Source organism: Thiofractor thiocamini (assembly GCF_055384375.1).
Window position 1 is genome coordinate 217,625 of the sequence record NZ_AP042389.1, and the last position, 13,421, is coordinate 231,045.

16 protein-coding genes are annotated in these 13,421 nt (G+C 35.1%); 15 read left to right on the forward strand and 1 reads right to left on the reverse strand.

Annotated elements, in window-relative coordinates:
* Positions 1-8 precede the first annotated feature (8 nt).
* Positions 9-701, reverse strand: coding sequence for a nitrous oxide reductase accessory protein NosL (locus ACZ47B_RS01075; RefSeq protein ID WP_464894834.1), 693 nt, complete (start codon positions 699-701; stop codon positions 9-11).
* A 99-nt stretch (positions 702-800) separates the two neighbouring features.
* Here ACZ47B_RS01075 and ACZ47B_RS01080 point away from each other — a divergent pair, with 99 nt between their 5' ends.
* The 15 genes from ACZ47B_RS01080 (at position 801) to ACZ47B_RS01150 (ending at position 13,364) form a co-directional block, all read left to right on the forward strand.
* Entirely contained in the window at positions 801-1,436 is a 636-nt protein-coding gene (locus tag ACZ47B_RS01080; RefSeq protein ID WP_464894835.1) for a response regulator transcription factor, read from the forward strand.
* Positions 1,423-2,460: a sensor histidine kinase gene (locus ACZ47B_RS01085; protein WP_464894836.1), complete on the forward strand. Its 1,038-nt coding sequence runs from the start codon at positions 1,423-1,425 to the stop codon at positions 2,458-2,460. Before ACZ47B_RS01080 ends, ACZ47B_RS01085 begins: the two co-directional genes overlap by 14 nt.
* 47 nt (positions 2,461-2,507) lie before the next feature.
* The gene (locus ACZ47B_RS01090) at positions 2,508-3,101 is read left to right on the forward strand and encodes a hypothetical protein (RefSeq protein WP_464894837.1); all 594 of its coding nucleotides are present in this window, start codon (positions 2,508-2,510) and stop codon (positions 3,099-3,101) included.
* Positions 3,102-3,121: 20 nt separating this feature from the next.
* Positions 3,122-3,403: a thrombospondin type 3 repeat-containing protein gene (locus ACZ47B_RS01095; RefSeq protein ID WP_464894838.1), complete on the forward strand. Its 282-nt coding sequence runs from the start codon at positions 3,122-3,124 to the stop codon at positions 3,401-3,403.
* Positions 3,404-3,463: 60 nt separating this feature from the next.
* Positions 3,464-4,102, forward strand: a complete 639-nt coding sequence (locus ACZ47B_RS01100; RefSeq protein WP_464894839.1) for an Hsp20/alpha crystallin family protein — start codon at positions 3,464-3,466, stop codon at positions 4,100-4,102.
* A 108-nt stretch (positions 4,103-4,210) separates the two neighbouring features.
* Positions 4,211-5,164 carry a magnesium transporter CorA family protein gene (locus tag ACZ47B_RS01105; protein WP_464894840.1) on the forward strand — a complete coding sequence of 318 codons (954 nt, stop codon included), beginning with the start codon at positions 4,211-4,213 and terminating at the stop codon, positions 5,162-5,164.
* A 12-nt stretch (positions 5,165-5,176) separates the two neighbouring features.
* The gene (locus ACZ47B_RS01110; protein ID WP_464894841.1) at positions 5,177-5,362 is read left to right on the forward strand and encodes a hypothetical protein; all 186 of its coding nucleotides are present in this window, start codon (positions 5,177-5,179) and stop codon (positions 5,360-5,362) included.
* 72 nt (positions 5,363-5,434) lie between these two features.
* Positions 5,435-6,619: an NAD(P)/FAD-dependent oxidoreductase gene (locus ACZ47B_RS01115; protein ID WP_464894842.1), complete on the forward strand. Its 1,185-nt coding sequence runs from the start codon at positions 5,435-5,437 to the stop codon at positions 6,617-6,619.
* A 69-nt stretch (positions 6,620-6,688) separates the two neighbouring features.
* Positions 6,689-7,891, forward strand: a complete 1,203-nt coding sequence (locus ACZ47B_RS01120) for a tetrahydrodipicolinate N-succinyltransferase N-terminal domain-containing protein (protein WP_464894843.1) — start codon at positions 6,689-6,691, stop codon at positions 7,889-7,891.
* Positions 7,891-9,483 carry an ABC-F family ATP-binding cassette domain-containing protein gene (locus tag ACZ47B_RS01125; RefSeq protein ID WP_464894844.1) on the forward strand — a complete coding sequence of 531 codons (1,593 nt, stop codon included), beginning with the start codon at positions 7,891-7,893 and terminating at the stop codon, positions 9,481-9,483. The genes ACZ47B_RS01120 and ACZ47B_RS01125 overlap by 1 nt, the downstream gene beginning before the upstream one ends.
* A complete protein-coding gene (locus ACZ47B_RS01130) occupies positions 9,483-10,148 on the forward strand; it encodes a Crp/Fnr family transcriptional regulator (protein WP_464894845.1) in 666 nt (221 codons plus the stop codon). Before ACZ47B_RS01125 ends, ACZ47B_RS01130 begins: the two co-directional genes overlap by 1 nt.
* A 15-nt stretch (positions 10,149-10,163) precedes the next feature.
* Positions 10,164-11,051, forward strand: coding sequence for a patatin-like phospholipase family protein (locus ACZ47B_RS01135; RefSeq protein WP_464894846.1), 888 nt, complete (start codon positions 10,164-10,166; stop codon positions 11,049-11,051).
* A gap of 86 nt (positions 11,052-11,137) precedes the next feature.
* On the forward strand, positions 11,138-11,713 hold the full coding sequence (locus ACZ47B_RS01140) for an HdeD family acid-resistance protein (RefSeq protein WP_464894847.1): 576 nt from the start codon (positions 11,138-11,140) through the stop codon (positions 11,711-11,713).
* A 355-nt stretch (positions 11,714-12,068) separates the two neighbouring features.
* Positions 12,069-12,434: a DUF1931 family protein gene (locus ACZ47B_RS01145; protein WP_464894848.1), complete on the forward strand. Its 366-nt coding sequence runs from the start codon at positions 12,069-12,071 to the stop codon at positions 12,432-12,434.
* Between the two features lie 111 nt (positions 12,435-12,545).
* A complete protein-coding gene (locus tag ACZ47B_RS01150; protein WP_464894849.1) occupies positions 12,546-13,364 on the forward strand; it encodes a thioredoxin domain-containing protein in 819 nt (272 codons plus the stop codon).
* The last annotated feature ends 57 nt before the right edge of the window (positions 13,365-13,421 follow it).

The window sequence follows — 13,421 nt, forward strand, 5'->3', positions numbered from 1 at the left end:
CTCTTTTTCTAGTGACCTGACAGATAAAGTCCAATAGCTTGCAAAGGTTTACCCATAATTTTCCCACAAATTCCACTCTTTTTTATATAAGCTTTAGCTTTGGCCGTTGAATCAAACTTTGGCATAGTACCTTCTAAATGGCATTTTTTCTTAAACATCATCTTGCCTTTCATCGCCATCATATGCTGCTTTTTGCTTATCATTATAGCTTCTTTTTTATAAGCTTTTTTTGCCATAGCGAACGCTTCGTTGAAGCTCATAACTTTTCCGCCGAATTTTTCGGCAAATTTTAAAGCGGCTTTTTTAGTGCCAAATGCATATTTGCTGACTTTGCTCATTGTAGCAGGTTTGTTGCTGCCCACAACATAGTAAGCTTTGTTTGCAGGGATAAATTTTAGTGTTGTATTGTCAACAACTTTGATATCTTTGGGATTTAATCCTTTGACGGCATCTTCAGCCAGACAGTGCATAGAGCAGTATTGTCTTACTTTTCCATTGACCGTTGCGGAGTGATTTGTTTTGTAAAACATTCTCAAAGTCATACCGCAGTTGGGACAGTATGCTTTGTCTTTGCCGCTTTGAAGTATAGTTGCTTTACTCACAGGTACCGCCTGATACATCATATGCTTGCTTTTTGCAAAAATATTGCTGCCAAGCAATGCTCCTAAAACCAATACACCAAGAAATAATCTTCTTATCATCTTTTCCATCCTTTTAAAAAATTTTTGTAATTATATATTTAGAATGTTAAATGAGTGTTAACTTTTTGATATGTTATAATTCGATTTACGGAGGTAAAAATGTACAAAATATTGCTTTTGGAAGATGATGAAATGTTATCTCAAACATTAAAATCTCTTTTGCATGAAAAAAATTATAAAGTAACTATTGCAAAAAATATCAATGAAGCACTCGATAAAACATATGAAAAAAGATATGATCTGTATCTTTTTGATATTAATGTACCCTTTGGAAACGGTATTGATCTATTGAAGGATTTAAGAGAGGCAGGCGATAAAACACCTGCATTTTTCATAACCGCACTTAGGGATATAAAAGATATCTCAAAAGGATTTGATGCAGGGTGTGATGATTATATAAAAAAACCTTTTGATTTTGATGAATTAACAGTGAGGATAGAAGCGATTATTAAAAGGAACAATCCTTTTGTCGTTTATGGTGATATAAGTCTTGACCCAAACGAAGAGAGGATATATTATAAAGGAAAAGAGCTTGATTTTGGCGAAGTATCTTTAAATATCCTTTTGATGCTACTGAAGAATATCGGTAAAACAGTCCATAAAGATAGATTTTACGAAGTTATGAAAAAGCCAAGCGATGTAGCACTTAGAGTGCAGATAAACAAGATAAAATCAGAACTTGATCTAAATATAACAAATATAAGAGGCGTGGGGTACAGACTTGAAGAGATATGAAAAAGAGTCATTTTTAAAGATATTTGTTATATTTTTTGGCATTTTATTTGTCATGAGCGGGGTTATTGCATATTTGTACTATAAAGAAGAGGTATCATCTCTACACAGCAAATTGCTTTATGAGATGAGAGAATATAATTTTAATTTCAAGGGCAAAAAATTTGATGCCACTATCGTTAACGGCACAGACAATGACAAAATCGATATACTGCAAACCGGAAACAAAGAAGTATTTACACTTTTTAGAATACCACAGGTAAAGGAAAGATTTTTAAAAGTGATTTATCCCATAAAAAAGTATAAAAAAGATATAAATCATATAAGATACAGGGTATTTGCGATATTTTCAGTAGTAATCCTGGCTTTATTGATACTTTCCGTATTTTTTGCTTTGTATGCACTTGCTCCGATGAAAAGAGCAATCAACTTAATAGAAAATTTCCTAAAAGATATCATACATGATATAAATACCCCGATAACAACGATATTGTTAAATGTAAAATTTTTAAAAAACAGGTACGAACTTGAAGAGCTGCAAAGGATAGAGACAAGTGCTAAAAATATACTGTCTCTTTATAAAAATTTTGAAATGGATGCGAAAGAATTTCATCCGGAATTCAAAGATGTAAACCTGTGCGATCTCATAAAGAAAAGAGTGGAATATTTTGAAGAACTTTATCCGCATATTGATATCAATCTTTACGGTAAAGAGAGTTATCATAAGACGGATGAAGATGCCTTTGTGAGAATTGCGGACAATCTCATATCAAATGCCTGCAAGTATTCATCCGATACAAATCCAAAAATCGATATCCATATAGAAGAAAACCATATAATAATAGAAGATAACGGTGTAGGTATACAGGATACTTCGAAGATATTCAGCAGGTTTTACAAAGAACATGAAAACGGTATCGGTATAGGATTGAACATAGTAAAAAATTTTTGTGATGCATTGAACATAGATATCCAAATCAATAGTAAAAGATATGAAGGCACAATAGTAAAACTAACACTTAACTAACGATTATATTTTATACTTTCACTACAAAAACACAACAAGGAGTAGAAATGAAAGTAAAAAATATACTTTTATCACTGGTCGTTTTAGGTTACATTGGTGCCAACGCGGCTGATACAACAACAAACAACAGCAACAGCGCAACCGGTTCTGCAACTTCAGATGATACGTCATCTGATACAACTTCAGCCGGCTCTTCAAGCACAGAGCTATCCGCGCAAAGTATCGATGAGTTGATCGGTAAAATGCAACAGGTAAAAGCAGAAGAAAGATATAAATATATGAATGCAATCAAAGCAAAATTAAGCAAAATGAATGAAAAAAGCAGAGCAGCCAAAATCGGTTTACTTGAAAAACGCATAGAAAACAAAAAAGAGCAAATGCAGTCAAAAATGGAAGAAAAATCAAAAAATGAACAGCATGATATGGCTCACAATATGAATGGTTCTTTCAGCGGTATGACAGAACACTCAAATGCTATGGGTTCAGGAGGTGGTTTTGGCGGTATGGGCGAAGCAGGAATGGGTGGAGGCTTCGGAGGTGATAACGATGGCGGCATGGGCGGCATGGGCGGCGGTGCCGGAGGCGGAGGGTCCGCAGGAGGATCTGGCGGTGGAGCAGGCGGTGGTGCCGGTGGCTGGTAAGAATCGTTAAGGTGAAAAAGATGAAAAAAATGTTTATAGCAGTATTTCCTGTCATATCTTTGGTGATTGTTTTAGCCGGCTGTGCAACCCCCGGTAACAGTTCTATAGACAGTGACAAAGACGGTGTTGCAAACTATATGGATGTATGCCCAAATACCCCGACTTTGGCATTGGTAGACAAATACGGATGTGCTCTGGACAGTGACAAGGACGGCGTGATAGATTTGTATGACAAATGCCCGAATACGCCCATAACAGACCTGGTCAACAAAAACGGATGCAGTGTTAAAACCATTAGATAAGTTTACTTTTGATTTACCTCCCTGTTTTATAATTCCATAAAAAAAACAGGGAGGATTCACATGAGAGATAAGATACTTATCATATTATCATCTATATTGGTTATAGCCGTTGCGATAGAAGGATACTATCTATATGAAATGAACCATAAGTTAAACTCAAAAGAAGCGTATTATAAACCCGTTAGTATAAAAAATACTCAAAAAATCAACAAACCTAATACGCAAAACAGCCAGGCCAACCAGCCACAAAGTATAGATCCGTTCAAACAGTTTGCATTGAGCAATAATTTAAACTTAAACCCTTTCAAAGAATTTCAAAAGATGCAAGAGGAGATGAACAAAGTATTTGGTTCATTTAATGCCAAGTTTCAAAACGACCCGAATTTTGATAAATTTTTCAAAGATTTTACAGTATCGCCAACACTGGATATGAAAGATATGGGGGATAAATATGTCATAAATGTCAATATTCCCGGATCAAAAGAAAACAATATAAAAGTCAGTATCAACAATCATATACTGAAAGTGGAAGCAAAAACTTCAAATAAAATAGATAAAAAAGATTCACATTTTATTCAGCAAGAGAGATATATAGGAAATTTTGAAAGAGAGATAACTCTTCCAAGTGATGCTGATGAAAATTCCCTAAAGACAAAATATTTAAATGGTGTTTTAATTATCACACTAAAGAAAAAATAAGCTTTTAAGCAACAATGAAGTAAAATACTCCTTTAAAGTACCTTTTTGGTGCTTATGTTAGCCAAAAACTAACATAGGGTTTTTAGAGATGCCCTTAAGGAGTATTTTATGAAAATGTTTAATGTTCAAAACGGGTATCTGGTCGAAGAAAAAGTTGATGTGTTGGATTTGGATAAACCTATACATCAAGTTTTTTTTACCCACGTATCCAATCTCGAGTTGAAAACATGGCTCTTTGAAAATGACTTTCCGGAACAAATCATAGAAGACATAATGAGTGAGGATCAAACTCCGGTATTTGACATCATTCCAAACGGTGATGTGACCATACTTAAGCATTTGAGTTTTTCAGGGGATGAGTATCTGGACTTCGATACCGCAAATATAGCAATCATTAAGATAAAAAATAAACTCATCATAGCATGCGACGAGGATGAAGCCGTTGTTGAGATAGCCAAAAAATTTGAAAGAAGGATGAAACTTCACAAGGCGGATATAATTTTCGAGATATATACCGTTATCGATATTATCATGGATAACTCTATCTTTATGTCTGATATCATCGATACAAGTCTAGAAGAACTAGAAGATCAAATCATGAATGAAAGTATAGATGAAAAATTGGTTCAGGAAAAGATATATTATGCAAGAAGAACACTGAACAGGCTTGTAAAACTGTTTGTTCAGGAAAGTGACGTAGTAAACAAAGCTTTTAACACGGTCTCTATAGCAAAAAAGAAGAAGTTGAAGTATGAGATATCGGATCTAAAAGAGCATATTTTGTTCCTTGTGAAAGAGAACAGAACTTTGCTTGATAGAACAGGTTATCTTTTGAACTTTCATATGGGTATAATGTCAAACAGGATGAATGCGGCAATGCAAAGACTAACGGCGATCACTATCATATTTTTGCCTCTTACATTTATAGTGGGTAACTACGGTATGAATTTTGAGTATATGCCTGAGCTTCACTGGAAATATGGATATCTCTTTGCTACACTTCTAAATGTAGGTGTCGCTATCGGGATATACAGTTGGCTAAAAAAGAAAAAATGGTTATAAAAGGACTAGATAATGGATATGGAACATAAAGAGATAAATTCACTTAAAGACGAGATAAAAAAAGAGTTAAAACTCATATATAATGCCAATATGGAAGCAAGCGGTTTGGATATACCTGAGCGAGATGACAAGGAGATGTCCAAACTTGTACTTGAAGCTATGCAAAATGCTTTAAATGAGCTTAAAAAAGAAGTATAGTATAAAGTAGCAAATTGATAATTAGTATCATTATTGTATAATCACATCTAATTTTTATTATAAGGTGTGATGATGAGAAAAGTTTTGATACTTGGCGGTGGGTTTGCAGGGGTAGAATCTGCTATCTATTTAAGAAAATATGGTTTTGATGTTACGCTTGTAAGCAATCGAGACTATTTTTATATATTTCCTATATCTATCTGGATACCTACTTCAGAGATAAGTTTTGATGACGCAAAAATATCACTCAAAGAACTCCAAAAAGTTCATGGATTCAAACTTGTGATAGATGAAGTCCTTTCTATAAAATCACTTGAAAAAAAAGTTTATTGTAAAGAAAATGAATTTCGTTATGAATATCTTGTTATAGCTCTTGGAAATCAAAAGATAAAACATAAAGGCTTGGAGCATACCCTATCCATCTGTGGAAACCCGGAAGACAGTGTAAAATTGAAAAACAGGTTGGATGAACTTATTGAAAAAGGTGGTGGTACTATATCCATGGGGTTTGGAGGTAATCCTAAAGATGCTTCAAACGTTAGAGGAGGACCTGCATACGAACTTCTTTTTAATGTGCACAACAAGCTTAAGAAGCTGGGGATCAGGGATAAATTTGAGTTAAATTTTTTCGCACCTATGGCCAAACCGGGCATTAGAATGGGACCTAATGCATTAAAGGCAATGAATATATTTTTTAAAAAGCTCCAAATAAATTCATATACAGGCAAAAAGATAAAAGAGTTTACACAAGAGGGGGTGTTGTTTGAAGATGACTCTCTTTTAAAAAGTGACTTAACCATGTTCATACCTGCAGGTAACGGGCATGAAGTTTTTAAAAATTCAGATTTGCCGTTAAATCAAGCAGGCTTAGTAAATATCAATAACTATTGTGAAGTAAAACATGATTATTATGATACACCGGATGAGTATAAAGTTTTTGCCATAGGTGACAGCGCTGCTTTACAAGGACCTGACTGGAGAGCCAAACAAGGCCATATAGCTGAAGTTATGGCAAGAAATGTAGCTTACAATATAAATGCCATGGAGAACAAAAAGATAAGTAGAAAAAGCTATTCTTGTCATATAAATATATTATGTATTATGGATAGTGGTGACGGTGCCTCTTTTGTTTACAGAAATGATGAAAAGGCTATTATGTTTCCAATGCCTGTATTTGGCCACTGGATCAAAAAAGGATGGGGCTGGTACTGCAAAAATTCAAAACTCGCTAAAATACCAAGAATACCAGGTCTTTAGAGGATTTATCATTTTTGAACTATACTTTTGATATAATAAATCCTTTACATATAACTTAAAAGGAAAAAAATGACACTTGAACAAATCAAAACAAAAGATGATTTTGCAAAATTTGTTAAGGATTTTCAAAAAGAGAACGGATACAGAGACCCCATCGGTTTTGGTATCGCTGTTGTCAACAGAGGACAATTAAACGAAGATAAGATATTGCAAGCTACTTATCCGGTTGTAAACTGGAAAGAAAACTTTGGAAGTGCGGCGATACTTTTGGCAGCCCTTAAAGAGTGTGGAGAAGATGTGGATTTTTCTCAAAATGAGCTTCTGTTTAATGTTACCGAAGCTTTTGTTGAAGCAGCTATGGGGGGATTTGCTCCCTATGAGGATGAAGCCGAGGGTGAAAAGCATAAAAATGTACAAGTTATCAAATATCTTGACTATCTGCTAAGTGATGAAGATATAGATGCAGATGATTATAGAGTTGTTTTTATATTTGATGATGATGCGCCAAAAAGTGTAGAAAGCGTATATCTTAAGCTTTATGCTTTATCTTTGGGAAAAGCAAAACTAAGAAGCGTAAATTTAGCAGGAGCTTTCGGAGTTCTTCATAATGTCGCTTGGAGCGGTAACACTCCTATAGAACTTGATTGGCTTAGAGAAAATGAGATAGCTTTAAAACTTGAGGGTGAATACCCCGTCATAGATAGTGTCGATAAATTTCCTAGATACTTACAACACATCATTCCCACTGACAATACAAGGATACTTGATAGCTCCAAAGTTAGGATGGGAGCACAATTGGCAGCCGGAACTACCGTTATGCCGGGAGCTAGTTATATCAACTTCAATGCCGGTACTTTGGGTCCTGTTATGGTAGAAGGTAGGATAAGCTCAAGTGCGGTTGTAGGAAGTGGCAGTGATGTTGGTGGTGGAGCTAGCATCCTTGGAGTTCTTAGCGGAACCAATGGAAACCCCGTAAGCATAGGGGAAAATACACTTCTTGGAGCAAACTCGGTAACGGGTATACCTTTAGGGGACGGATGTATAGTGGATGCAGGTATCGCAGTGCTTGAAGGTACAAAAGTATCGATAGACGATAAAAATGTGGAAAAAATAAATGAAATAAATAGTAAAAAACTGGACAAGAAGAGTGTCTTTAAAGGTGTGGAATTGGCTGGTCTGAATGGACTTCATTTTAGACAAGACAGCACCAACGGTAAGATAAAAGCTTTCAAAAGTAACCGTGAAGTCAAACTGAATGAAGAGCTTCATTAATGCTTAGAGCCATAAACATCACCCAAAGATATGGAAGTAGGGTTCTTTTTGAAAATGTATCTTTGGAACTTGCAAAAGGTAAAAGATACGGACTTATTGGTGCAAACGGTGCCGGGAAAACAACATTTTTGAAAATCCTTTCAGGAGAAATAGAGCCTACAAGCGGAGAGATAGCCATAGATAACGGGCTAAAAGTGGGAGTTTTGGGACAAAATCAGTTTGCATTTGAGGATTTTACTCTAAAAGATGCCGTTCTTTACGGCAACAAAAGACTGTATGATGCGACAAAAGAGAAAGAAAAACTCTACAATGAGGGAAATTTTGAAGATGAAAAGGTAAACGAGAGGCTAAGCGAACTTGAGATTATTTGCGCCGAAGAAGATCCAATGTATGAGTGTGATATAGTCATACAAAAGATACTTGAAGAGCTTGGTTTTGATGAGTCAACTCATGAAAACAAAGTAAGCACTCTAAAAGGCGGAGATAGGTTCAAGATACTTTTGGCTCAAGTCCTTTTCCCAAATCCTGACATCCTCTTTCTTGATGAGCCTACCAATAACCTGGACTTACCGGCAATAGCCTGGCTTGAGGAGAAGTTAAAAAGACATGAGGGAACTTTGGTGGTTATCTCACACGATAGGCATTTTCTAAACAGTGTAGTAACTCATATACTTGATGTTGATTATAAAAAGATAAGAGAGTTTAGCGGAAACTACAATGACTGGTACATGGCATCTGAGCTTTTACAAAAACAAGCTGAAATTGAAAGAAATAAAAAATTAAAAGAAAAAGAAGAGCTTGAAAATTTTATCAGAAGATTTTCAGCAAATGCTTCAAAAGCGAAGCAGGCGACCAGTAGGCAAAAACAGCTTGAAAAGTTAAACATAGAGGATCTTCAAACTAGCTCTAGAAGAGAGCCGAGTATTGTTTTCAAGCAAAGAAGAGAGATAGGAAACGAAGCTTTGGAGATAGAAAATATCTCAAAATCTTATGGAGATTTGCAAGTTTTAAAAGATTTGTCCTTGAAGTTTGAAAAGGGTGAGAAGGTTGCTATCATAGGGCGAAACGGTATAGGAAAAACAACGCTTTGCAAGATACTTACAGGTGAACTTGAACCTGATAACGGCAAAGTAAAATGGGGTGCAACGGTAGAATACAGCTACTTCCCTCAAGATACTACAGATAGGATAAAAGGTGAAGAGAGCCTTTATGAGTGGCTTGAAAATTTTGATAGAAAAAGAGACAGAGGTGAGATAAGAAGCTGCCTAGGTAGGATGCTTTTTAGTGGTGAAGAGCAGCAAAAAAGTATAAAAGATATAAGCGGTGGTGAAAAGCACAGGATGATGATAAGCAAAATTATGCTTGATGAGGGTAACTTTTTGATATTTGACGAGCCGACAAATCACCTTGACCTTGAGGCGATTATAGCTCTTGGTGAAGCTTTTAGAAGATTTGAGGGAACTGTTATATGTGTCAGTCACGACAGAGAACTAATTGACGCTTATGCAAACAGGATCATAGAGTTAAAGCCAAATAACGAAGTAGTTGACTTTAAAGGAAGTTACGAAGAGTACATCGAAAAAGAGACGTAATGTTGCATTTAAAAACCATAGAAGGATTTGAGGACTTAGGCAGTAGCTTGATCGATGAGATAAACAGTATAGGAAATATAAGAATTTATCCTCAAAATACACCGGCTATGGATAGCGATGATACCATGGAACACTTTTATATCGTTTTGGAAGGATGCATAAAAGTGTTCCAATACAATCCCGATAACAATAAAGAACAAACACTTTATATGCTTGAAAAAAAGGATTTTTTTGATGTATTGACAGTTTTGGATGAAAAACCTCATGAAGTGTATACTTTGGTATTGGAGACCTCTCAGGTTTTGGAACTTCCCATCAAAAAAGTAAGAGAGTGGATATACACCAATCCCGTGTTTAACAAAGCTTTTTTTCCTTATCTCTCAAGGCAGTTTCGTCAAGTTGAAGAATTGGCAACCGATCTTTCACTCTACGATACTTCTACAAGACTTATAAAACTTCTTATGAAAAATCTAAATGACTCGAGCAAAAATATGCCTCTTTTGCACAAACTTTCTCATGAGGAGATAGCCTCCTTGATAGGAACGGCAAGACAAGTTGTGAACAGACAACTTCAGGAGTTGAAAAAAGAGGGTATTATAAATATAAAAAGAAAAAAGATAACCCTTGAAAATATCAATAAACTCATAGATAAGATTAAACAGTAAAGAAGGGATATATAAATGAAAAAAACCAGGATATCTTTAGTCTTAAGTAGTGGCGGAGCAAGAGGATATGCTCATATCGCAGCCATAGAAGAGTTGACAAAGGCAGGTTATGAGATAAAGTCTATCAGCGGCTCATCCATGGGAGCTTTGATAGGAGGTCTTTACGCTTGCGGTAAAATGGATGAGTATAAAAAATGGGTTATGACACTTAAGTTTTTAGATGTTGCAAAACTACTTGATTTTTCACTTAAAGGAGATGGTTTTATAGGCGGCAGCAAAGTATTTGAAGTGATTGAAAAAATGATTTCCGATACGAAGATAGAGGATTTGCCTATCTCTTATACCGCTGTTGCTACTGATATCATAGATCAAAAAGAGGTATGGTTTCAAAAAGGAAAACTTCTTGATGCCATAAGAGCTTCCATAGCGATTCCAACTATCTTTACTCCCAAAAAGATAGAGAATAGATATTTTGTAGATGGGTCTGTTTTAAATCCACTTCCTATAGCTCCAACGATTTCAGACGATACGGAGTTGAGTATAGCAGTCAATGTAAATGCTAGAAGCAAACATAATCATATAGTAGATATAAAAACTTCTCACAAAAAGATAGAAAAACAAGATAAAAATCTTTTAAGTAAGTTTGAAAATAAGATAAATAACCTTATAGAAAAGAAAAAAACTACCTCTTCGCAGGATATGGGGATACTAAATATCATGACAAGAAGTATAGATGCTATGCAAAAAATACTTACCGAGTACAAGATAGCAGGATACTCACCGGATATAGTTATAAATATTCCCGGAAATTCCTTTGAATTTTACGAATTTCACAGAGCGAAAGATATCATGGATTATGCCAGGATAATCATAAAAGATGAAATATCAAAAATAAACAAATAAACTACAAAAAAATGTCACTTTAGTTGCAGAACTATTTAGTAAAATTGACTAAAATTCCTTTACAATTTTAAGATAAAGGATTTGAGATGGCATTTGTAAAATTTCAATTTGATCAAGAAACCCTAAAAAAGTTTAGCAAATACGGTATCATTGCCGGTATACTTATGATGCTTACAGGATTGGCAGGTATTTTCTTGCCTCCGATTATGTCTGTAGCCGTTGTTACCTTTATGTCGTGGATGTTCATATTTAGTGCATTGGTGCAAGGTTACAATACATGGAAAAACTATAGGAAATCATTCGTTGCATGGCTTAAGCCTGTTCTATCACTAGCGGTAGGTATACTGTTCTTGCTTTTTCCTATACAAGGAATCGCAGTAGTGGGTATACTTTTAGCTACATACCTGTTGATTGATGCATACAGCTCTATAGCTTTTGGTTTTGAATACAAGCCAAACCGTGGATGGTGGATGATGATATTAAACGGCATCTTCTCGATTATCTTGGCTATCATTCTTTTGATGGGTTGGCCTTTTAGCTCTATAGTGCTAGTCGGTCTTTTTGTGGGATTAAGCCTCTTTTTTGACGGCGTAGCTCTTTTGACCTTTGCCATAGGGGCTAAAAAGATAAACAATGATTCTAATGAAGAGAATAAGGAGTAAAAATGGCAGTAATAGGTGTACATAAAATAGAAAAACTTTTCAAAGAAGTATCATCTTTGAGATTGGATAAGAGTAAAGGGCATCTCTAAAAACCCTATGCACCAATAGCTTTATGAGGTTTTTCGTAGGCGAGGCAGACTTTTGCAGGCTTAACTAGTTAAGTCAAAAAAGTCTAACGAAGCATACGGGAAACCTCATAAAGCCCAAAGGGAAGTCAAATAAAGGACAATCTTTCACAAGATAAATTTTCGAATTAGCTACGGGCTAGTACTTCAAATTTCTCTTGCAAAATCTTATCCTTTCTTTGACTTCTATTGGTGTATAGGGTTTTTAGAGATGCCCTATAGTAAAAGAAGTGAGTGATTTGGTAGATGAGAAGCTTTATGATTTGCTGGAAGTGGCGCAGGAAAATGCAAAGTATAACAACAGGGATGTGATATGGTATAGCGATGTGCCGTTAACCAAAGCTTTTAAAGAGTCTATGCTCAAATTTGAGGAGCTTGACGAAGAGTTGGAGTTGCAACAGATACTCGAACATTTATCCGGTTTGCCAAGCTTAAGATATGATCTTGAAGTTCAGCTTGAGCAGAGATTGCCATTGATGGCAGGAACTTTGCTTTATATAACAGCCCTCATAGCAAAAGAGTTTTCCCAAAAAGACAAATCTCTCTCTTCGGAAGATTTGAAAAAAACTACTGATATACTCAATCTTATGATATAAGGCTATCGATAGATAGCCTTATATCGCTTATTCCTTCCCTTCATCTTGTTAACCCCTTGTTTACCAAAAATACATATAATATATAAAAATTTATAATAAAAAGGAATCAATATGAAACAAAAGATAACAGTTGTATTGGCCTCGTTGTTGAGTGCTTCTTTATATCTACAGGCGGCTTCTCAAACGGATCTAAAAAAGGATATCAGCAAATTTTTTACAAGAGGCAGAGCAGATGTAAAATCTATCAAGATTTTAGCTGATGATAAAACCGGTGATTTAAAAGATCTTCATATGGCTATAGGTACCATAGAAGGAAGCCCTAAACCTTTCTTACTGATATACAACAAAGATACCATCATTATGGGTAGTCTGATAGATAGAAAAACAGGCCAGAGTATATTTAAAAATTTTATCAATAAAAACAGAGCGGTTATATCCAAAGAGTTGTCAAAACTAAGACAAAACGAGCAAAAGCAAGAGATAAAAAACAATAAAAAATTACTTTCTTTGTTTGATAAAGAGTATAAAGATATGGTTTTAACTATAAAAGGCGGTAATCCAAAAGGAAAAACGGTATATCTTATAACTGATCCTATGTGTCCATATTGTCAACAGTATGAAAAAAATGAACTAAAAGGTACTATCGCAAAATCAAAAGAGGTTAAAGTCATACCGATATATTTGAATATCCCGGGTCATGAAAGTTCACCCATGAGATCAAGCTGGCTTATAGAACAAGCCAAGAAAGATAAAAATGCCGACATAGTTGCACTTATGCATAAATTTTCAGATAAAAATGACAATACATACAAAAGTGTCGATAAAAATTTTGCAAAGAAAATGAGTACCAAAATGACAAAGCTCATCTCGACAGGCTATATAAAAGGAACACCGACGATATTTGACCAAGACGGCAATCCGACAAGGTAATGTTTACCATAATTTTATAGACAAAATGATATAATCCTCCATGTCAGAGGATTTGTA